This window comes from Falsiroseomonas frigidaquae (assembly GCF_012163145.1).
Lineage (GTDB): Bacteria > Pseudomonadota > Alphaproteobacteria > Acetobacterales > Acetobacteraceae > Falsiroseomonas > Falsiroseomonas frigidaquae.
In genome coordinates this window covers 897,542-917,959 of record NZ_JAAVTX010000002.1, presented here as the reverse complement: position 1 = coordinate 917,959, position 20,418 = coordinate 897,542, and the positions used below count along the sequence as shown (strand labels likewise).

The window sequence follows — 20,418 nt, the reverse complement described above, 5'->3', positions numbered from 1 at the left end:
CTGCGCGCCTCGCGCAGCGAGGAGATCATCAACCGGCTGCACAGCCTGCATCCGAAGCTGATCGATCTGAGCCTGGAGCGGCTGCAGCGCTGCCTGGCGGCGCTGGGCCATCCGGAGCGGCGGCTGCCGCCGGTGGTGCATGTGGCGGGGACCAACGGCAAGGGCAGCACCTGCGCCTTCCTGCGCGCCATCGCGGAAGCCGCCGGCCTGCGCGTGCATGTTTTCACCAGTCCGCATCTGGTGTCCTTCCACGAACGCATCCGGCTTGCCGGCGAACTGGTGACGGAGGATGCGCTGGCCGCGGCGCTCGAACATGTCGAGCAGGTCAATGAAGGCCAGCCGATCACGGTGTTCGAGGTCACCACCGCCGTCGCCCTGCACCTGTTCGCCAGCGTGCCGGCGGATCTGCTGGTGCTGGAGGTCGGGCTCGGCGGGCGCTTCGACGCGACCAATGTGGTGGACCGCCCGGCGGCCACGGCCATCACCAGCATCTCCCGCGACCACATGGATTTCTTCGGCGACGAGATTTCCCGGATTGCCTGGGAGAAGGCCGGCATTATCAAGCCCGGCGTGCCCTGCGCCACCGGCTTCCAGCCCGATGCGGCACGCCAGGTGATCGAGGCCGAGGCCGCGGAGCGCGGCGCTCCCCTGCATCTGCGTGGCCGCCACTGGAATGTGGCGGCGCAGCCGGATGGCACGCTGGAATGGTCCGATGCGACCACGCGCCTCGCCTTGCCGCGGCCGGGCCTGCCCGGACCGCACCAGGTGGAGAATGCCGGCATCGCCATCGCCGCGCTGCGCGCCTGGAATCCCGACTGGCTGACGGAGGATGCGATCCGCCAGGGCGTGGCACAGGCCACCTGGCCCGCCCGCATGCAGCGCCTGACCGGCAGGCTGGCCGCGCTGCTGCCGCAGGGCTGGGAGCTGTGGCTGGATGGCGGGCACAATGCCGGCGCCGGCGTGGTGCTCGGCCAGCATATCCGCGAGGCCTTCGCCGACCGGCCGGTGCATGTGCTGGTCGGCATGAAGGCCGGCAAGCAGGTGCCGGAATTCCTCGCCCCGATCATCCCGGTGGCCAGCAGCCTCTGGGCGGTGGCGGAGCCGGGGCAGCACCTGGCGATGACGGTGCCCGATGTGGTCGCCGCCAGCGGTGGCGCCGCGCATGCCGGCGGCACGGTGGCGCAGGTCCTGGCCGCGCTGCCGCTGGATGGTCCGCCGGCCCGTGTCCTGGTCTGCGGCAGCCTGTACCTGGCGGGCGAGGTGCTGAAGCTGGATGGTTGAGGCCGGCTGTCCCGGGCATCCAAGCTGGCGTACGGCAACCGCAGCGTGCATGAAGGAAGCTGCACGCCGAAGGTGAGGGGTGCGCGGCGGGGGGCGCATGGAAGACAGGACCACGGGCTGGCCGCTGCACAGCGCGCCGCCGCCGGGGGTGCTTTGGCCCGCGGCGCTTCAACATATCGGCCTCGGCTCCGTCACCCTGGTCTTTCCGCTGCTGGTGGCGGACACCGCCGGGGCGGATGCCGCCACCCTGTCCTCATACCTCTCGCTGGCGATGCTGGCGCTCGGGCTGGCCACGCTGCTGCAGGCCTGGGGGCGGCCGGTCTGGGGGGGGCATTCCATCGGCTCCGGCTTCCTGCTGCCCTCCGTCTTCACCGCCATCTACCTGCCGCCGACGCTGGTGGCGGCGCAGATGGGCGGGCTTGGCGCGGTGGCGGCGATGACCCTGGCGGCGGGCGTTACGCAGGTGGCGCTGTCCTTCGCCGTGAAGCGCCTGCGGCCCTGGCTGCCGACCGAACTGGTCGGGCTGGTGGTGCTGATGATCGGTGTCGGCCTCGGCCTGCTGGCGCTGCGGCTGATGCTGGGCTTCGGTCCGGGGCTGGATCGCGGCACGGATAACCTGCCGGCCACGGCGGTGGCGCTGGCGACCATCATCGGCATTGCGGTCTGGGGCGGCGCGCGGCTGCGGCCGGTGGCGGTGCTGGCCGGGCTGGTGCTGGGCTTCGCCACCCATGTCGTGGTGACCCTGGCGGAGGGCGCTCCGCTGCTACCGGTGCCGGTGGTCTGGCAGGTCCCCACCTGGCCGCTGGCCACCCCCACCCTGGAATGGACCCTGCTGCCCGGCTTCGCCATGGGCGCCCTGGCCTGCCTGGTGCGGGTCTGCGGCGATGTGGTGGCCTGCCAGCGCGCCAACGACCCGGATTGGCGGCGGCCGGACTACGGGCCGATGAAGGCCGGTGCGCTGGCCGATGGACTGGGCACCTGCCTGGCCGGGCTGCTCGGCGTGCCGGGCGTCAACAGCTACACGGCCAGCGTCGGGCTTTCGATCGCCACCGGCGTCACCGCGCGGCGGGTTGGCTTCGCGGTGGGTGGCCTCTGGATCGTACTGGCGCTGGTGCCGGGCTCGGCGGAGGTGGTGCTGGCGGTGCCGCGCGGCGTGCTGGGCGCGGCGCTGTTCTTTGCCGCCGCCTTCATCACCACGACCGGCATGGGCATCGTCACGCAAAGGCTGATGGATGCGCGGCGGACGCTGGTGGTGGGTGCCGCGCTGGTCATCGGCCTGTCCTACGACGCAGTGCCGCAGATCTTCTCTGGCCTGCCGGCCCAGATGCGGCTGCTGGTTTCCTCCTCCCTCGTGCTGGCGATGGTGGCGGCGCTGTTGCTGGTGGCGGCGTTCCGGATCGGCGCGTCCCGCCAACGCCGGTTCGTCTGGCGGCCGGAGGAAGGCGAGGCCCCGCTGCGCGATTTCGCCCGCCAGGCCGGCGCGGCCTGGGGCGCGCGGGCGGAGGTTGTGGCCCGGCTGGAGGATGCGCTGGAGGAAGTGGCCCAGGCCCTGCCGGCGCTGGTGGCCCCGCGCGGCTCGGCGGAAATCTCCGCCCGCTTCGACGAGTACAATCTGGACGCCACGCTGCGCTGGAGCGGCGAGCCGCTGCTCGCGGCCGATGGCCCGGCGCTGACCCTGGAGACGGCGGAGGATGCGGCCCTGGCCGCCCGGCTCGCCACGTTGATGCTGCGCCGTGCCGCGGACCGGGTGACGGAGGCGGTGCTACCGGATGGCCGGCAGGAGCTGCGCCTGCACTACGACCACTGACGGTCCATGCCGCGGGTCGTCGCCGATCCGCCTGCAATCACCGGCGCCCTCTCCTGCGGCAGGCGCCGCTTATGCCTTGCCAGCCGGGCGACGACCGGCCGGCACATGCTCATTCCGCCGGCGCCAGCCGCAGGATGCGGCCCTGCGCCTCATCCGTCAGCACCAGCACGGCGCCATCCTGCGCCACCAGTACGTCCCGCATGCGGATGCGGCGGTCGAACAGCAGGCGTTCCTCCCCGGTCACCCGGTCGCCCTCCGTCGTCAGCCGCACCAGGCCGGGCTGGTTCAGCGCCGCGATGAACAGGCTGCGCTGCCAGCCGGGGAAGGCCTGGCCGTCATAGAAGGCGATACCGGAGGGGCTGATCACCGGGGTCCAGACCCGGATCGGGTCGGTGATGCCGGGCCCGGTCTTCTGCTCGCTGATCACCGTGCCGCTGTAGTTCACGCCATGGGTCACCACCGGCCAGCCGTAATTCGCGCCGGGGCGGAGGATGTTGAGCTCATCGCCACCGCGCGGCCCGTGTTCCGCCTGCCACAGGCTGCCGGTCCAGGGGTTCAGCGCCAGGCTCTGCGGATTGCGGTGGCCATATGTGAAGACCTCGCCGCGTGCGCCCTGGCGATCGGCGAAGGGATTGTCCCGCTGCGGCCGGCCCTCGCGGTCCACCCGCAGCACCTTGCCCGCCAGGTCATCCAGCCGCTGCGACCGCATGCGGTCCACGTTGCGGTCGCCGGTGGACAGGTAGAGCCGCCCGTCGGCGCCGAAGGCGATGCGGCAGCCATAATGCTGGCGGCCGGAGGATTGCGCCGGCGACGCATCCAGCAGCGGTGTCACCGCCTCCAGCGCCGAGGCGTCATCCGACAGCCGGGCACGGATGAGCCGCGTCAGCGCGCCGCCCTGCGCCCCCGCGGCGGAGCCGCTCTGGACCAGCGTGGCGGCGCAGAGGAAGATCTCCCGATTGGTCTGGAAGTCAGGGCTGAGCGCCACGTCCAGCAGCCCGCCCTGGCTCGCCGCCTCCACCTGCGGCACGCCGGCCAGGGGGCGGGAGACGGCGCCATCGCGGCCGACCAGCCGCAGCCGGCCCGGCCGCTCCGTCACCAGCAGCCGTCCATCGGGCAGCAGCGCCGCGCCCCAGGGCCGTTCCAGCCCGGTGGCGAAGGTGGTGATGCGGAAGGTGGCGCGCTCGGAGCGCACCACCGAATCCCCCTGTGCCGAGGCGGGTTGCGCCGCGACGGAGAGGGGAAGGGCGAGGATGGCCAGGGCCAGGATGCGACGGATCATGACCCGGATGTAAGGCGGCGCCCGGCCTGCGCCAGCGCCGCCCGTCTTCACGCCCCCATCAGGGGCGTCGGCGTCAGGCCAGCTTGCCTGCCACCCAATCCTTCAGCGCGCTCTTCGGCAGGGCGCCGACTTTGGTGTCCACCGGCTTGCCGTCCTTGAACAGGATCATGGTGGGGATGCCGCGCACCGAGTAATCGTTCGGCGTCATCGGGTTGTCGTCGATATTGACCTTCGCGATGGTCAGCTTGCCGGCATATTCCTGGGCGATCTCGTCCAGGATCGGCGCCACCATGCGGCAGGGGCCGCACCATTCGGCCCAGAAATCAACAAGCACGGGCCCCGACGCCTCCAGCACATCCTGCTTGAAGCTGTCGTCGGTCACGGCCTTGGTGAACTCGTTCATGGGAAGTCTCCGCGCGCCTGGCGGGGGGCTGGCGCTTTGATGGCAAGATCGTGGCGGTCCCGGCCCGGGTCAAGCAAGCGCCAAGTGCAGCGGGCGCGGGGCGTCATGCGCCGGGTGCATGCGCGTCGAGCAACCCTTCCGGCAACGGCATGAGGCGCGCGCCGAAAGTCCAGACCAAAGCGCAATCCACGCGCCGCCCCGGGAAGGCCAGGCGCAACACGGCGCGGTAGGCCGCCATCTGGCGGAGATACAGCGCTGGCACGCCGGACACCTCCATCGGTGGCGGCCGGTTGGTCTTGTAGTCCAGCACAAGGACGCGATCGGGGCTCACCAGCAGCCGGTCGACCTGGCCGCTGACCAGCCTGTCTCCCACCTGGCCCGCGATCGGGGCCTCTGCCAGGCTCTCGGGGCCGAAGGCGTCGGCGAATGCCGGCGCCGTGAGCAGGGCCATCACCTCCGCCAGAGTCGCCGCCTGCTCCGCCTCGGGCAACCCCTGGCCGCGTCGCGCGAGGAAGGCCTGGGCGGCCTTTTCCCGCTCCGCCGGGGCGCGCTCGGGCAGATGCTGCAGCAGCGCATGCACCAGCCGGCCGCGCCGGAAGCGCTGGCCGCCGGGGTCGGAGGCGCCGTGCGGGGCGGCGGCGGGGGCCTCGTTCTCGCCAGGGATGGCAGAGGGCGCGAGCGCGTCCACCGTCACCTCCGGCGGGGCCGGGCGGCGGGCCCAATCCGGCAGGTCGGCCGGGCCGGCCGGCGGCTTGTCCCGCCCATCCGGCACCGGCGCCGCCTCCTGCGGGCTTTCCAGCCGGCGCAGCGTGGTGGCCGCGAAGCCGAAGCCGGCGGGGGCCTCCAGCGGCACTTCGGCGGCGCCAATTCGGGAAAATCCTTGCGCGATCAGGTCGTACCAGCAGGATTCGGGAAAGTCCCGCGCCTTCGGCCGCTTGCGCTGCCAGCCACAGACCAGCAGCCGGTCCTCCGCCCGGGTCAGCGCGACATACAAAAGCCGGTGCTCCTCCGCCGCCCGCGCCGCCTTCTCCCGCGCCAGCAGATCCGTGAAGGCGGGGGCGTGGTGGTCCTTGTTGGGCGCCCAGAGCGGCAGAGGCGGGGCGCCCTGCTCCATCACCCAGCGCACCTCCGTGCTGTCCCGGCCGCTGCCCACCGTGTCCGGCAGGATCACCACCGGCGCCTGCAAGCCCTTGGCGCCATGCACGGTCATGATGCGCACGGCATCGCCGGCGGCTTCCTGGTCCCGCTTCACCTCCGCCCCGCCGCGGCGCAGCCAATCGACGAAGCCCTGCAGGCTGGGCGGGTGGCGGCTGCCATGGTCCAGCGCGGCGTTCAGGAATTCGTCGATCGGATCCGCCGCATCCGGCCCCAGCCGCGCCAGCAGTTTCTGGCGCCCGCGATGTTCGCCCAGGATCTCGGCGAAGAGCGCATGCGGGGTGACGACATCGGCGCGGGACATCAGCCCGGCCAGGAAATCCGCCGCCGCGCCCTCGGGTGTGGCCTGGCCCCGCGCCAGGGCGAGCTGCCGCCACAGGCTGCCCTCCCGCCCCGCGGCGAGGTGCAGAAGCTGGTCGTCATCCAGCCCGATCAGCGGCGATTTCAGCGCCGCCGCCAGTTGCAGGTCATCCTCCGGCAGCAGCAGCGCATCGGCCAGCGCCAGCAGGTCCTGGACCGCGATCTGTTCCACCAGGCGGATGCGGTCGGTGCCGCCGACATTCACCCCGCGCTCCTTCAGCGCGCGGACCAGCCGCGGCAGCAGCCCGCCGGAGCGTTTGCGGACCAGCACCAGGATATCGCCCGCGCGGATGGCCCGGCCGCGGGCGGGCAGCATTTCGCCAGTTTCGATCCAGCCGGCGATACGCGCGGCCAGCGCCTCCGCCAGCAGCGCGTCCGGGCCGGTGGCGGCGGCGGGGGTTTCGGGCACCTCCCAAGGGGGCGGCGGGTCGGTCTCCGCGCCGTCCAGCATGGGCCAGAGCTCGACGCAGCCGGCCTGGCCGATGCGGTCCGGGCGGTGGCGCAGCGTGTCGCCCGGCGCCACCACGCCGTCCCGCGCCGGGCCCTCGGCAAACACCGCATCGGCCAGCGCCAGCACCGGCGCGGTGGAGCGGAAGGAGACCTGAAGCTGCACATCGCGCAGCGATTCCCCCAGCGCCTGCAGGCGGCTGGCGAAATGCCGCTGCCAGCGAGCGAAACCGGCGGAATCGGCACCCTGGAAGGCGTAGATGGATTGCTTGACGTCACCCACCGCGAAGATGGTGCGCCGCGTGGCATCGCGCCTTTCGGCGCCGGAGCCCGCGAAGAACTCCTCGGTCAGCGCGGCGGCGATGCCCCATTGCGCCGGGTTGCTGTCCTGCGCCTCGTCCAGCAGCAGGTGGTCCAGCCCGCCATCCAGCTTGAACAGCACCCAGGCGCTGCCCGGGTCGCGCAGCACCTGCCGCGCGGCGAGGATCAGGTCGTCGTAATCCAGCAGCCCGCGCGCCTTCTTCCGGGCGCGGTAGCCCTCCAGCACCGGGGCGCCGAGGCTGAGCAAGGCGCGCGTCGCCGCAAGCAGGCGGCTGGCGCGGCGGCTGCCCTCCACGGCCGCTACGCGTTCCCCTTCCCGCCGCAGGATTTCGGCGCATTCGGCCTGGCGCGGCCCGACATCCTTGGTGGCCATGCGGGCGCGCGGCGTGCCGTCCAGCGTCAGCAGGATTTCCGTCCATTCCGCCCAGCGCGCGGCGCGCTGTGCCGGGTGCAGTTCCAGCCAGGCCAGCAGCCGGTCGCCGCGCTTGCGGTCATTCTCGTTGCGGCTGCCCTGCAGCAGCCGAGCGGCAATCACCGCCTGTTCGTCCACCGCCTGCGCCCCGGCGGCGACCAGCGCGTCCTCTCCCGCGCCATCCGGCAGGTCGAGGTGGCAGCCGATGGCGGTGCAGAGTGCCTCCAGCGACCCCGTCTCCCGCAGCGCGGTGCCCAGCCGCTCCCGGTCCCGGTCCAAAGCGCGCACCAGGTTGGAGAAGGAATCGGGCGGCACCAGGCTGGCGAGGGCCTCCAGCGCCGGGGCCTGGGCGGGGCTGACCAGCACCGCTTCCCGCGCCTCGGCCAGCAGGGCTGCGGCATCCGCCTCCTCCACCACGCCGAATTGCGGCGCCAGGCCGGCTTCCAGCGGGAAGGCACGCAGCAGGGACTGGCAGAAGGCGTGGATGGTGCTGATCCGCATGCCGCCCGGCAGGTCCAGCACCCGCGCGAACAGCCCGCGCGCCGCATCCAAATCCCGCCGGTCCGGCGCCCGGCCGAGCAGGGAAGCCAGCCGCGCCGCCAGCTTCGCCTCCGGCTCCACCGCCCAGCGGCCGAGGTCGCGCGCCAGGCGATGCGCCATTTCCGCCGCGGCGGCCTTGGTGAAGGTGAGGCAGAGAATGGCGCCCGGCCGCGTGCCCGGCGCCAGCAGCAGCCGCAGCACCCGGTCGGTCAGCACCTTGGTCTTGCCCGACCCCGCCGAGGCGCCGACCCAGGCGGAGGCGGCGGGGTCCGAGGCGCGGGCCTGTTCGAATTCGGCTTCCTGGCGCGGCGTCAGGGTCAGGCTCATTCCTCGCCCTCCGCATCCGCCCATTCCGCGACGCGGGACAGATGGTCGTAGTCGCCGCCGCGCGTCTTGCGCCCGGGATGCGGCCGGGCGGTGAAGGCGGCGTCGCCGAGCAGGAACTTGTCCACCAGCGCGCCGAGGCGCTCCAGCGCCGCGCCGGCCAGCTCCGCGACATCCTCGGGCTCGGAGAACATCTGCTTCTCCTCCCCCGCCGTCTCACCGCCCGAGAGCTTCCAGTAGGTCAGCGCCCGCACCGGCGCGCCGGGCACGCCGGCAAAGGCGCCCTCCGCGGCCATGGCGGCTTCCAGGGGCAATTGCGGGGCGCGGCCATCCTGCAATTCATCGGGGCGCGGCAGGGTGCCGGTCTTGTAGTCGAGGATCGCCAGGCTGCCATCGCCCAGCCGGTCGATCCGGTCCGCCCGCGCCTTCAGCCGCACCGTGCCGCGCGGCCGTTGCAGGTCGAGCAGCCCGGCGGTCTCCGTCCAGCTTCCGGCGATGCCGCCACCCTGGCGCCGCTCCGCCTCCAGCCCCACCACGAAGGCGCCGATGCGCGCCAGGCGCGGGCGCCAGAAGGCGGCCAGCGAGGGCCGCGGCCCCTGCAGCACCAGCGCCGCCGCGGCGGCCTCGCCCCAGGCTTCGAGCGCCGCTTCCTCCCCCGGCCAGCCACCAGGGGCGCGGCTGATGGCGTTGACGAAGCCGGACAGCGCGGCATGGACGATGATGCCGTAATCCAGCGCGCCGACATCGGCATCCAGCGGATCCAGCTTGCGCAGCCGCAGGATGCGCTTGGCGTGGAAGGCGTAGGGGTCGGCCAGCAGGTCGGCCACCTCCGTCACCGAAATCTCCCGCGGCCGCTGCGCCAGGGTGGGGCGCGGCGCGGGGCGGGAGACCGGGGTGACGCGATCCGGCACGTCCAGCGCCGCCGCCATCCGCGCCGCCTCGCTGCCCGGCAGCGTCAGCCCTTGGCCGGACAGGAAGGTTTCCAGCCTGGTCAGCCAGCGCGCCGGCACGGTGGGCGACCCGCCGCGCCGCGCCGCACGTGAAAACACCGCCTCCGGCGCCGCGCAGGCAAACAGAAAAAAGTCCATGCAGACGCGGCCGATGCGTGCCTCCGGCTCCGGCAGGCCGAACTGCGCGCGCATCGGGCGGCTCATCCAGGGGCCGGGGTCGGTGGCCAGCGGCCAGACGCCCTCATCCAGCGCGCCGAGCACCACGCGGTCGAAGGACAGCAGCCGCGCTTCCAGCAGGCCGAGGATTTCCACGCGCGGATGCGCCGCGCCGTGCTGGCGGACGATGTAGGTGGCGATGCCTTCCAGGCTCGCCTCGAACAGCGCCGGCCACAGCGCCGGGTCCATCGGCGGCAGATGGCGCATGGCGGGGCCGAGATCGGCCATGTGCCCGGCCAGCACCTCACCCTCCTGCGCCGCATAGAGGCGCAGGCCGCCCGGTTCCTGGGGCGTGGCGGCCAGCGCCTCGGCGGCGGAGAGATGCGCTTCCAGCAGATCCGCCGGCGGCTTTGCCGCGCCATGGGCGGTGCTGAAATCGCCCAGCGCGCCGGCGAGTGCGGCATGCAGCGCCAGCAGCGGCGGCTTGCGGTCATCCTCCGGCAGGGCGGCGATGGCCTGGCCCAGCCCCTCCAGCCCGCCCAGCGGCCGCGGGCCGCGCAGCACGCGGCGTTCCAGCAGCCGCACGGCATCGAGGAAGGCGGCGCGGTCCATTCCCGCCGCCGACAGCGGATGTTTCGCCAGGGCCAGCAGCGGGACGGGGGCGAAATCCTCGGCCACCGTGCGGGCCAGCAGGCGCAGGAACACGCCCGTGGGCGTTTGCGCCAGGGGCTGGCCGGCGCTGTCATCGGCGCGGATGCCGTGGCGCACCAGCTCGGCCGAGACGCGGCGGGCCAGGTCGCGGTCGGGCGTCACCAGCGCGGCGCGGGCGCCGCGGGTCTCCAGCGCCTCGCGCAGCAGCAGGGCGATGGCGGCGGCTTCCGTCTGCGCCTCCGGCGCCGCGACCAGGCGCAGGCCATTCAGGCCGGGTGCCCAGGTCTCGGGCGCGGGGACCGTCCAGGGCTGCATCCCCTCCGGTGGGCGCAGCGCCATCTCCAGCAGGGCGCTGCGGGCGGCGGGGACGGTGGGCGCGGCCTCCGCGCAGCCATGCCAGCGGCGCACCTGGCGCGGCTCGGCGCCCATGGCGTGCAGCAGGCGGCCCTGGCTGCAGAAGGGGTGGGTGGGGGAGTTGCAGATCGAATCCCAGATCGCGGCCAGCTCCGCGCGGTCCAGCCCATGCAGCACCACGGCGCCTTGCGGCAGCCCGGCCAGCACCCGCAGCAGCTCCACCGCCGCCGGGATGGTGCCGCCGATGCCGATGCCGGCGGCGATCACGGGGTGCTCGGGCGGCCTCTCCTGCCACGCCTTGGTCTGTTCGCGCAGCGCCAGCACGCGGCGCAGGCCGATATCCAGCAGCCCCTCATTCTCCAGCCAGCCGGCCCAGGCGGTGGCGACGCCGCGCAGGAAGTGGGTGGTGATCTGCCAATGGGTCGCCTGGGATTCCGGCACCAGGTCTTCCAGCCGGCCGAGCCAGGTCTCGGTGAAATCAGCCGGGCTGCCGGTGGCGAGCAGTTCGGTATCCGGCTCCTCCAGCGCAATCTCGTCGAAGATCCGGGAAAGTTCGGCGGCCAGCGACCAGGCCTGTTCGGGCGTGCCGGGGCCGCCATGGCGCGGCGGCAGGCGGATCACCAGGCTGGTCAGCACCGCCTGCCGGGTCAGAGCCGGGACGGAGGGCGGCAGGTCCAGCAGCGTCGGCAGCGCCAGCTCATCGGCGTCTTCCGTGGAAAGCCCGGCCAGCGCCCGCATCCGCGGCAGCAGCAGCGCGCGCCCTTCCGCCCGGGCGAGGAAGGCATCGCGCAGCCCGCGCGCGGAACGCTGCGTCGGCAGCAGGATGGTGGCGCGGGACAGCGCCTCCGCCGGCTTGTCGCGGAAATCCGCGAGCACCCCGGCGGCGAGGCATTCCAGGAAAGGCAGCTCGGCCGGGATGTCGAAGAGATTCATGTTCCGTTCCAACGCTACCGGCTGGCGCGGGTTCGGTCCAGCGCCCGAAGCGGGATCAGAACAGCGCCGTCAGCATTCCCGCCCGCAGCATCGTCTCCGCCCGGTCCAGGTCCCGCGGGGTGGAGAGGTGGAACCAGGCGCCGTCATGCACCAGCCCGTACAGGCGCCCGTTCTCGATGGCGCGGTCATACAGCAGGTTCAGGCTGAACGGCCCCTCCGGCACGTCCTTGAACAGTGCCGGGGACAGGATCTGCACGCCGCCGAACAGGTAGGGGGAGATCTCCCGCTCCTTCAGCCGCCGCGCGCGGCCCATCGGGTCCAGCATGAAGTCGCCGCGACCGGCCTCCCCATCCACCTGGGCAGTACGGACCAGCAGCAGCAGCGCGTCCATGCTCTCGGGGTCGAAATTCGCGGCCAGCCGGGCCAAAGCAGGGGTCGGGCCGTCGAGCCAGAAGGCATCGCCATTGACCACGGCGAAGGGGCCATCGCCCAGATGTGGCAGGGCATTGGCGACGCCGCCGCCGGTCTCCAGCAGCACGTCTTCCCGCAGCACCGTGCGGTCCGGTGCGTCATGCGCGGCGACGGCCTCCGCCACCTGGTCGGCGAACCAATGGGCGTTCACCACGTGATGCTGCACGCCGGCATCGCGCAGCCGGTCCAGCGCATGGTGCAGCAGGGACCGGCCCTCCAGCATCAGCAGCGGCTTGGGCCGGTCGTCGGTCAGCGGCCGCATCCGCGTGCCGAGCCCGGCGGCGAGCACCATGGCGTGGGTCAGGGCGATCATGCCGCTTCAGTCTCCAGCCCCGCCGGATTGGCGCGCAATGCGGGGGGTACATGCGTGTCGAGAAATTCCGCCAGCGGTGCAGCCGCCGGGTGTTGCAGCGCCCGGCCGAGCAGGGCCCAGCAGCGCGGCCCGTGGCGCAGGTAATGCGGCTTGCCATCCCGCCGCGCCAGCCGCACCCAGAGGCAGGCGACGCGCAGATGGCGCTGCGCCGCATGGGCGGCCATGGCGCCGCGGAAATCCGCCGCATCCAGCTCCGGCCGCAATTCCAGGTAGCGCCGTATGCAGGCCTCGCGCAGCGCCGGGTCCACGTCCCGCCGCGCATCCTCGACCAGCGAGACGAGGTCATAGGCCGGGTGGCCCAGCGCCGCGTCCTGGAAATCCAGCAAGCCGACATCGGCCGGCGGGGCACGGTCCGGCAGCGGCATCAGGTTGGCCGGGAAGAAATCCCGGTGCACGAAGCCGGCTGCGGCGTAGGGCGCCAGCATGGCGTGGATCGCCTCGCCGAATTTCGCGCCGATGGCCTCGGATGGCGCATCGCCGAAGGCCGCCGGCCACCACCATTCCAGGAAGGTGGCCGCGGCGGTGTCGGCCATGCGGACGGAATCCCAGGCCGGCAGGCCATCCGGCGGCGGCACGGCGTGCAGCCGGGCCAGGGCGGCTGTGGCTGCCAGATAATGCGGCGCCGGCTCCGCCCCCGCATCCAGAAGCTGCGCCATGGTGCGCGCGCCGAAATCCTCGATGAGGGCGAAGCCCTGGCGCGGGTCCGCCGCCAGAACCTCCGGCGCCGAAAGCCCGGCCGCCTTCAGATGCGCGGCGATGGCGATGTAGGGGCCGAGATCCTCCTGCGGCGGCGGCGCCTCCATCAGCAGGGCCGGGCGCGGCCCACCGGCCAGCCTCGTGTAGCGGCGGAACGAGGCATCCGCCGGCAAGGGCTGGCGCTCCGCCGCCGCGAAGCCGTTTTCCGCCAGGAAGGCGACTGCCTCCGCCTTCATTTGTCGAGTCCTTGCAATCGTCTGGGCAATCGTCCGGGCAATCGGCCGGCCCAGCCGGTCAGCGTCGCGACGCGGGATGTCTCCGTCGCACCGGGTGCGAGCGTGATGGTCAGCGCCTCCGCCGGCCTCAGGGGGCCGAGCCGGTCGGGCCATTCGATCAGGCAGATCCCCTCCCGCGCTTCGTCCCAGCCCAGTTCGTCCAGCCCTTCCGGCCCGTCCAGGCGCCAGAGGTCGAAATGGAAGGCGGGGCCGGCGGGCAGGTCGTAGGATTGCACCAGCGTGAAGGTGGGGGATGGCACTTCCAGCGCCGGATCACCGCTGGCGGCGCGCAGGAAGGCGCGGGCGAAGGCGGATTTGCCGGCGCCCAGCGGGCCTTCCAGCAGCAGCGCATCGCCCGGCCGCGCAAGGGCGGCCAGGCGCGCGGCCAGCGCCGCGGTGGCGGCCTCGTCGGCCAGGGCAAGGGTCAGGATGGGGGACATGCGCGGCGGCAATCTGCCCCGGCCCCACTGCGGCGCACAAGACGCGGCCTTGATTGCCGGCCCGAGGCACGGCTTGATCCCTCGGCCGCCTTGGTCCAAGCACCCGCGCAGCATGGGAAGCGAGGGCGAGATGCCGGCGGTTGTCGAGACGGATGTGGCGATCATCGGCGCGGGTCCGGTCGGGCTCTTCGCCGTGTTCGAATGCGGCATGCTGCGGATGAAGACGGTGGTGGTGGACGCGCTGGGCGAGATCGGCGGCCAGTGCAGTGCGCTGTATCCCGAAAAGCCGATCTTCGACATCCCGGCGCACCCCGAGATCGCCGGCGCCGACCTGATCGCCGCGCTGCACAAGCAATGCGCGCCCTTCAACCCGATGCTGATGCTCGGCCGCCGCGTCGATGGCCTGCGGCAGGACGGCGAAAAGCTGGTGCTGACCACCAGCGAGGGCGATGTCATCACCTGCCGCGCCGTGATCCTGGCCGCCGGCGCCGGCGCCTTCGGCCCGAATCGCCCGCCGCTGGAACGCCTGCCGGAATTCGAGGCGACGGGCGGGGTGCGCTACCTGGTCAGCAAGCGCGAGGAATTCCGCGGCAAGCGCGTGGTCATCGCCGGCGGCGGCGACAGCGCGGTGGATTGGGCGCTGAGCCTGAAGCAGGTGGCCGCCCATGTGACGGTGGTGCACCGGCGGGACAAGTTCCGCTGCGCCCCGGAAAGTGCCGCGCAGCTCAAGCAGGCGGCGGAGCGGGGCGAGATCGAGCTGGCGATCCCCTACCAGCTGCACGGGCTGGAAGGCGAAGGCGGCGTGCTGACCGGCGTGTCGCTGGCCACGCTGAAGGGCGAGGTGAAGACGGTGCCGGCGGACCACCTGCTGGCCTTCTTCGGCCTGTCCATGGAACTCGGCCCGATCGCCGAATGGGGCCTCGGCCTGGACCGCAGCCACATCACCGTGGAGCCCGCGACCTGCGCCACCAATATCCCCGGCGTGCATGCCATTGGCGACATCGCCACCTATCCCGGCAAGCTGAAGCTGATCCTGCAGGGCTTCTCGGAGGCGGCGATGGCGGCGCATGCCATCCACCCGCGGATCTTCCCGGGGGAGGCGCTGCATTTCGAGTACTCCACCAGCAAGGGCCTGCCGGTTCCGGGCTGAGCACCGGTTCCGGGATGAGTACCGGTTCCGGGACGAGCACCGGCGCCTGACGGGCCCGGCGCAACCGCGCGCCGCCAGCCCGCGTTGGGCTGGGGCGGCCGGGCTGGCCGCGACCGGATCAGGACAGGTGGATGCAGGCCGCGGCCCAGACGACGATCGCCGGCGACCGGCCCTCCCTCACCTCCGGCGAAACCGCGTCCCGCACCATCGAGGTCGGCTCCGCCATCATCCAGGACAAGGTCGGAGCCTGGTCGGCCGGGTTCCAGTACCTGCTGCCCAACATCGTCGTCGCCCTGCTGGTGGTCGCCATCTTCATCGGACTGGCCTGGCTGGTGGCCAAGGGCTTCCGGCGCTGGGCGCGGCGGCGGGACCGGGAGAACCTCGGCGAGGTGCTGGGCGCCTTCCTGAAATGGGTGGTCATCTTCCTCGGCGTGCTGATCGGCCTGACCATCGTCATGCCATCGCTGCGGCCGGGCGACCTGGTGGCGGGGCTCGGCGTCGGCTCCGTCGCCATCGGCTTCGCCTTCAAGGACATCCTGCAGAACTGGCTGGCCGGGGTGCTGCTGCTGCTGCGGCAGCCCTTCCGCCCTGGCGACCAGATCATCGTCAGCGGCTTCGAGGGCACGGTGCAGCGCATCGAGACCCGCGCCACGGTGATCCGCACCTATGACGGCCGCGACGCCATCATCCCGAACGCCGATGTCTATTCGAACCCGGTGCTGGTCAACACGGCGCATGAAAGGCGGCGCGACGAATACGACCTGGGCATTGGCTATGGCGACGATATCGAGGCCGCCCGCCAAGCCATCCTGGCCGCCATCGGCAGCCTGCCGGAGATCGAGGCCGATCCGGCGCCGGAGGTGCTGGTCTGGGACCTGGCCGGGTCCAGCGTGAACCTGCGCATCCGCTGGTGGACGCATGCGCGCCGCATCGACGTGGTGCTGGCGCGCTCCGCCGTGCTGCAGGCGGCGAAGCAGGCGCTGGACCGCGACGGCATCGACATGCCCTTCCCGACCCAGGTCATGCTGTTCCACGACCAGACCGAGGAACTCGACGGGCTGCGCGGCGAACAGCGCGAGGGCTGGCCGAAGCGCGCGGCCGGGCGCCAGCCCCGCCCGGCGCGGGACCTGGCGCCAAGCCCGGCTCCCGACCCGGCACCCAACCGGGCAGGTAGCAACGCGGGCTGATCAGGCCTTCTGCAGCATCGCGTCGATCCGTTTCGCATCGTCGCGCGGCACGCTGAGGCGCAGCTCGGCACCGGACAGCTCCGTCGCGCTGCGGTCCAGCGGCACGCTGCGCACCAGTTCCTCCAGCGCCAGCTTCGCCGCCTCATGGTCCTTGAAGTGGCGCGACAGGGGCACCGCGTCGGGCACGTTCTTCGACGGGTGATCTTCCCCGGCCGGCACGGCGCGCGGACCCTGCGTCGCGGTGTCGGAAACCGGGTCGCTGGCCGGGAAGGTGTCCATCACCCCACGCTCGTGGTCGTTGACGGGCTTCTGGTCAGCGCGGTCGCTGTGGTTCGGCATGAGATGGCTCCCCTCGATGAGAAGCCGTAACGCCAGCGAACCGCGCGGGTTCGCACGGCGCGGCCGCCTGCGCCGCAGGCTCAGACGAAGATGAGATCCGCGCTGGTCAGGGAAATGAAGCCCTTCACATGGCCGATCAGCTCATCCCGGCCGCTATAGACCCCATCGCCATCGGCATCGCCGTAGATGCCCATGCCGCTGACGCCCTCGATCCTGACGCTGCGGATGATGTAGGTGTCGTAGTCGTCCGAGAGCTGGATCTTGTCGCCGCGCTGGAAGTCCAGGATGCGCCCATAGTCGGCGGTGCCCGATTTCCGCACATTGCCATCATCATAGAAGGCGCCACGGGCATCGCCGAGGACGAAGATGTCGTCGCCCCCAAGGCCCTGCAGCAGATCGACGGTCCCCCTGCCGAGATGACTGCCGGAGGCCGGCACGCCGCTCAGGATCTCGGCATCGGCGGTGCCGGTGACGGTGTCGCGGCCATCGGTGCCGTGGAGTGACGCCATGGCCGGCGGCGCAGACGCCTCCGGCTTCGCGCCGGCACGCAGCATCGCCTCCGCATCCAGCCGCCCGCCGGTCACGGTCCGCCCGGCCAGGGAGGCGGTGGCGATGGTGGAGTCGAGCAGGGCGGCGCGGATCTCCGCCGCGCTGTCCTCCGGATTGGCCGCCGCATACAGGGCGATGGCGCCGGTCACATGCGGCGTGGCCATCGAGGTGCCGCTCATCGTGCCGTAGCCGCCATTGGCGGTGGTGGACAGGATGCTGGCACCCGGCGCCGCCAGGTCCACCGTCGCCGAACCGTAGTTGGAGAAGGAGGCGAGGCTGCCGGTGCTGGTCAGGGCGGCGACCGAGATCACCGCCTCATGCCCGACGCTGTCCAGCGTGCTGAAGCTGGACGGGTAATTGGCCGACCTGTCGGTGTCCCGGCTGTTGTTGCCGGCGGCCGCGATGAACAGGTTGCCGGCCTCGGCGGTGCGGTCGATCGCCGCCTGCATGGCGCTGGAATGGCCGGCGCCGCCCCAGGAATTATTGGTGGCGACGAAATCCTGGCCGACCGCCGCCTTGCCGGCATTGGTGTAGTAGTCCAGCGCCTTCACCGCGTTGGAGATGCTGCCGGACCCGTTCGCGCCGATGAACTTCAGCGCCAGGATCTGCACCTCCCACGCCATTCCGGCCACGCCCACGCCATTGCCGCCGACCGCGCCGATGGTGCCGCTGACATGGGTGCCATGGCCGTTGTCGTCGAAGGGGTCGTTGTCGTTGTTGACGAAGTCCCAGCCGAACAGGTCGTCGCGATAGCCGTTGCGGTCCTGGTCGTCGCGGTTGGCCCAGCGCTGATCCTTCAGCAGATCGCCCGCATCGATCCGGCCATTGCGGTTGATGTCCGTGACGAAGCTCTTGTTGGCGGCCTGGTTCAGGTCGCGGAAGGTGATCTGCCCGTCGCTGTCCACATCCGCCAGGCTGCTGCGGAAGCTGATCGGGATCTCGCCTTGGTTGATCCAGACATTCAGGTAGAGGTCGGCATGGGTGTAGTTGATGCCGGTGTCCAGCACGCCGATGACGACCTTGGCGCTGCCGGTCTCGCCCGTCGCCCAGGCTTCCCCGGCCTGGCTGCCGAAGGCGTTCTTCGAGGTGGTGGCGTCGCCATACATGCCCCAGAGGGACCCGTTGGTGTAGCTGGCATCATTGGAAACCGCATCGACCGAGACGGTGAAGTTCTCCTCCGCGAAATCCACGCCGGGCTGTGTGGAGAGCACGGCGATCGCCTCGGCTTCCTCCGCGCCCTCAGGCAGCGTGACGCGCAGCAGCAGGCCATCCGGGCCGGTGGCCGCGCCATGGATGATCTCCACCGGGGTGCCGGAGACGCTGGCGAGTGCCTGCTCGACCAGCGCGGGGGACAGGTCCGGGCTGAACTGCACCAGGATCTCGCCGGGCTGCGCCGGTGGCGGCGAGGCCTCGGCCGGCAGCGGCGCATCCGGCTCTGCCGTGTTGCCGGTGGTGCTACCGTCCGGTCGGGGGTGTTCCGCGGCGGGGGGTGGTGGCGCTGCGGCCCAGACAGTCCGGGCCTGCTCCGCCGGTTGCGCGTCTTCGGCCGGCAGGTCGAACAGGAGGCCGCCTGGTACCGTCATTCGTGAGATGGACACGCATCCTCCGGAAACAGTGAGCCAGTGCCTCATTTTACGAGAGAAAAATGAAAGCGAAGTGAATCGCCGGCACGATCGTTACAGCCGCGCTTCCCGCCACAGGCCCAGCTTCTGCTGCGCGGCGGCGTCCGAATAGCCGAACAGCACCAGGTCGCTCTCGGCCGCCAGGGTCAGCGCGGCCCAGGACGGCACCACCAGCAGGTCGCGCGGGGCGAGCGTGAAGGGCGTGCCGGCGACGGTGGCGGTGCCGCTGCCCTCCACCACCACCAGCACCATCGCATCCGTCGCATGGCGTGGGCGCGTGGCGAATCCGGCGGGCAGCAGGCGGACATGGGCTGCGATGGTCGGCATCACGGGGCCGCCATCGGCCGGGTTCACGAATTCCAGCGCATGGCCGAGATGTGGGTCGGGGTCCCCGGCGCGCGCCATGGCGGCCAGGCTGTCGCGCCATTCGGCGTAGGGGTAGTGGAACAGCGGCAGGTTCTTCGGCCGCCGCGCGCCCAGCGTGCCGCCATAGGGGCGCAGGTTGCGGCCGTAGCGGGCGGCGGTGTCGCCCGGCGGGGCGGTCTCCGGATGCGCCATGGCGCCATCCGGCAGGCGTTCCGCGAAGCTCGCCGCGAAATGGCGCACCGTGGGAATGTCCAGCCCATCCAGCCAGATCATCGGCGCGGCGCTGGTATTGCCGTGGTCATGCCACTGCCAGTTCGGCGTCAGCACTAGGTCGAAGGGGCGCATCACCGCCTTCTCGCCATCCAGCGCGGTGAAGGCGCCGTCGCCCTCCATCACGAAGCGCAGCGCGCATTGCGTGTGGCGGTGGCAGGGCGCGACCTCCCCGGGCAGGATCAGCTGCAGGCCGGCATAGAGGCTGGTGGTGACGGAGGAAGTGCCGGGCAGGCCCGGATTCTCCAGGATCAGCACGCGGCGCTCCGCCTGTTCGGCGGTGATCAGGTCGCCGGCGCGCAGCAGATGCGCCCGCGCCGTGTCGTAGTGCCAGAGATGCGGCTGGACGGGGGAGGCGGGCGTCGGCGTGACCAGCGCATGCAGCACTTCCCAGAGCGGGAACAGATGCTGCGGCGCCATCTCCGCGTAGAGGCCCTGCAACAGGGCCTTCGGGTCGTTGGTCCCGTCCATCGCGCTTCCCCCGGGTGCTATCCCTTGCGCACAGCCTCCGCCAATTCCCGCACCCGGTCCAGCACCGCGGGCACGGTCGCCGCGGTGGCGCGGCCCTCGGCATCCAGGCTGGCGACCAGCCCCTCGATCAGCGCGGAGGCGACCACGGCACCATCGGCGATGCGCGACGCCTCCCCGGCCTGCTGCGGCGTGCGCACGCCGAAGCCGATGGCGATCGGCAGGTCGGTGTATTTGCGGATGCGCGGGATGGCGGCCGCCAGATCATCCGTGCTGGCGCTGCGCGTGCCGGTGACGCCGGTGATCGCGACGTAGTAGACGAAGCCGGTGGTGGCGGAGAGCACCTTCGGCAGCCGGTCCTCCCCGGTGGTGGGGGCGATGAGCCGGATCAGGTCGAGCCCGTTGGCGGTCGCATCCGGCGCGATCTCATCGGCTTCCTCCGGCGGCACATCCACCACGATCAGCCCATCGACCCCGGCCTCGGCGGCCTCGGCGCAGAACCTCGCCACGCCATAGGACAGGATCGGATTGAAGTAGCCCATCAGGATGACGGGCGTTTCCGCATCGCCTTCACGAAAATCCCGCACCATGCCGAGCGTGCCGGCCATGGTGGCGCCGGCCTTCAACCCGCGCTGCCCGGCCTTCTGCACGGTCGGGCCATCCGCCATCGGGTCGGTGAAGGGCACGCCGATCTCGATCAGGTCGGCGCCCGCCGCGGGCATGCCGCGCAGGATCGCCATGGCGGTCTCGCGGTCCGGATCGAACGCCTCCAGGAACGGGATGAGCGCACCGCGGCCCTGCGCCTTCAGCGCCGCAAACTTCGTGGCAATGCGCGACAT

General features: G+C 72.0%; 15 protein-coding genes. 4 read left to right on the top strand and 11 right to left on the bottom strand.

The window, feature by feature from the left end; genetic code table 11:
• Both HB662_RS08805 and HB662_RS08800 read left to right on the top strand, forming a co-directional pair.
• Nucleotides 1-1,281 carry a bifunctional folylpolyglutamate synthase/dihydrofolate synthase gene (locus tag HB662_RS08805; protein WP_168049414.1) on the top strand — a complete coding sequence of 427 codons (1,281 nt, stop codon included), beginning with the start codon at nt 1-3 and terminating at the stop codon, nt 1,279-1,281.
• A gap of 97 nt (nt 1,282-1,378) precedes the next feature.
• Nucleotides 1,379-3,088 (top strand): solute carrier family 23 protein, encoded by a 1,710-nt coding sequence (locus HB662_RS08800; RefSeq protein WP_168049267.1) that lies wholly within the window; start codon nt 1,379-1,381, stop codon nt 3,086-3,088.
• 109 nt (nt 3,089-3,197) lie between these two features.
• Here the strand turns inward: HB662_RS08800 and HB662_RS08795 are convergent, their stop codons facing one another.
• The 7 genes from HB662_RS08795 to tsaE form a co-directional block, all read right to left on the bottom strand.
• Nucleotides 3,198-4,367: a PQQ-dependent sugar dehydrogenase gene (locus tag HB662_RS08795; protein WP_168049265.1), complete on the bottom strand. Its 1,170-nt coding sequence runs from the start codon at nt 4,365-4,367 to the stop codon at nt 3,198-3,200.
• 73 nt (nt 4,368-4,440) lie between these two features.
• The gene (gene trxA / locus HB662_RS08790) at nt 4,441-4,770 is read right to left on the bottom strand and encodes a thioredoxin TrxA (protein ID WP_168049263.1); all 330 of its coding nucleotides are present in this window, start codon (nt 4,768-4,770) and stop codon (nt 4,441-4,443) included.
• Between the two features lie 103 nt (nt 4,771-4,873).
• The gene (addA, locus tag HB662_RS08785; protein ID WP_168049261.1) at nt 4,874-8,332 is read right to left on the bottom strand and encodes a double-strand break repair helicase AddA; all 3,459 of its coding nucleotides are present in this window, start codon (nt 8,330-8,332) and stop codon (nt 4,874-4,876) included.
• Nucleotides 8,329-11,373 (bottom strand): double-strand break repair protein AddB, encoded by a 3,045-nt coding sequence (addB, locus tag HB662_RS08780; protein ID WP_168049259.1) that lies wholly within the window; start codon nt 11,371-11,373, stop codon nt 8,329-8,331. Before addB ends, addA begins: the two co-directional genes overlap by 4 nt.
• 55 nt (nt 11,374-11,428) lie before the next feature.
• Nucleotides 11,429-12,157, bottom strand: a complete 729-nt coding sequence (locus HB662_RS08775) for a nucleotidyltransferase family protein (RefSeq protein ID WP_168049257.1) — start codon at nt 12,155-12,157, stop codon at nt 11,429-11,431.
• On the bottom strand, nt 12,154-13,149 hold the full coding sequence (locus HB662_RS08770) for an aminoglycoside phosphotransferase family protein (RefSeq protein ID WP_168049255.1): 996 nt from the start codon (nt 13,147-13,149) through the stop codon (nt 12,154-12,156). The genes HB662_RS08775 and HB662_RS08770 overlap by 4 nt, the downstream gene beginning before the upstream one ends.
• The gene (gene tsaE, locus HB662_RS08765) at nt 13,146-13,628 is read right to left on the bottom strand and encodes a tRNA (adenosine(37)-N6)-threonylcarbamoyltransferase complex ATPase subunit type 1 TsaE (protein WP_168049253.1); all 483 of its coding nucleotides are present in this window, start codon (nt 13,626-13,628) and stop codon (nt 13,146-13,148) included. The genes HB662_RS08770 and tsaE overlap by 4 nt, the downstream gene beginning before the upstream one ends.
• A 130-nt stretch (nt 13,629-13,758) precedes the next feature.
• Here tsaE and HB662_RS08760 point away from each other — a divergent pair, with 130 nt between their 5' ends.
• Both HB662_RS08760 and HB662_RS08755 read left to right on the top strand, forming a co-directional pair.
• Entirely contained in the window at nt 13,759-14,778 is a 1,020-nt protein-coding gene (locus HB662_RS08760; protein ID WP_168049251.1) for an NAD(P)/FAD-dependent oxidoreductase, read from the top strand.
• A gap of 131 nt (nt 14,779-14,909) precedes the next feature.
• Complete coding sequence (locus HB662_RS08755; RefSeq protein ID WP_168049249.1) at nt 14,910-15,965, top strand: mechanosensitive ion channel family protein; 1,056 nt, start codon at nt 14,910-14,912, stop codon at nt 15,963-15,965.
• On the opposite strand, the gene HB662_RS08750 is transcribed toward HB662_RS08755, so the two are convergent.
• The 4 genes from HB662_RS08750 to trpA all read right to left on the bottom strand — a co-directional run bounded on the left by HB662_RS08750 (nt 15,966) and on the right by trpA (nt 20,418).
• Nucleotides 15,966-16,304 (bottom strand): hypothetical protein, encoded by a 339-nt coding sequence (locus tag HB662_RS08750; RefSeq protein ID WP_168049247.1) that lies wholly within the window; start codon nt 16,302-16,304, stop codon nt 15,966-15,968.
• A gap of 80 nt (nt 16,305-16,384) precedes the next feature.
• On the bottom strand, nt 16,385-18,451 hold the full coding sequence (locus HB662_RS08745) for a S8 family serine peptidase (protein ID WP_168049245.1): 2,067 nt from the start codon (nt 18,449-18,451) through the stop codon (nt 16,385-16,387).
• Between the two features lie 78 nt (nt 18,452-18,529).
• Nucleotides 18,530-19,582 carry a gentisate 1,2-dioxygenase gene (gene gtdA / locus HB662_RS08740; protein ID WP_168049243.1) on the bottom strand — a complete coding sequence of 351 codons (1,053 nt, stop codon included), beginning with the start codon at nt 19,580-19,582 and terminating at the stop codon, nt 18,530-18,532.
• Nucleotides 19,583-19,599: 17 nt separating this feature from the next.
• Nucleotides 19,600-20,418: a tryptophan synthase subunit alpha gene (gene trpA, locus HB662_RS08735; RefSeq protein ID WP_168049241.1), complete on the bottom strand. Its 819-nt coding sequence runs from the start codon at nt 20,416-20,418 to the stop codon at nt 19,600-19,602.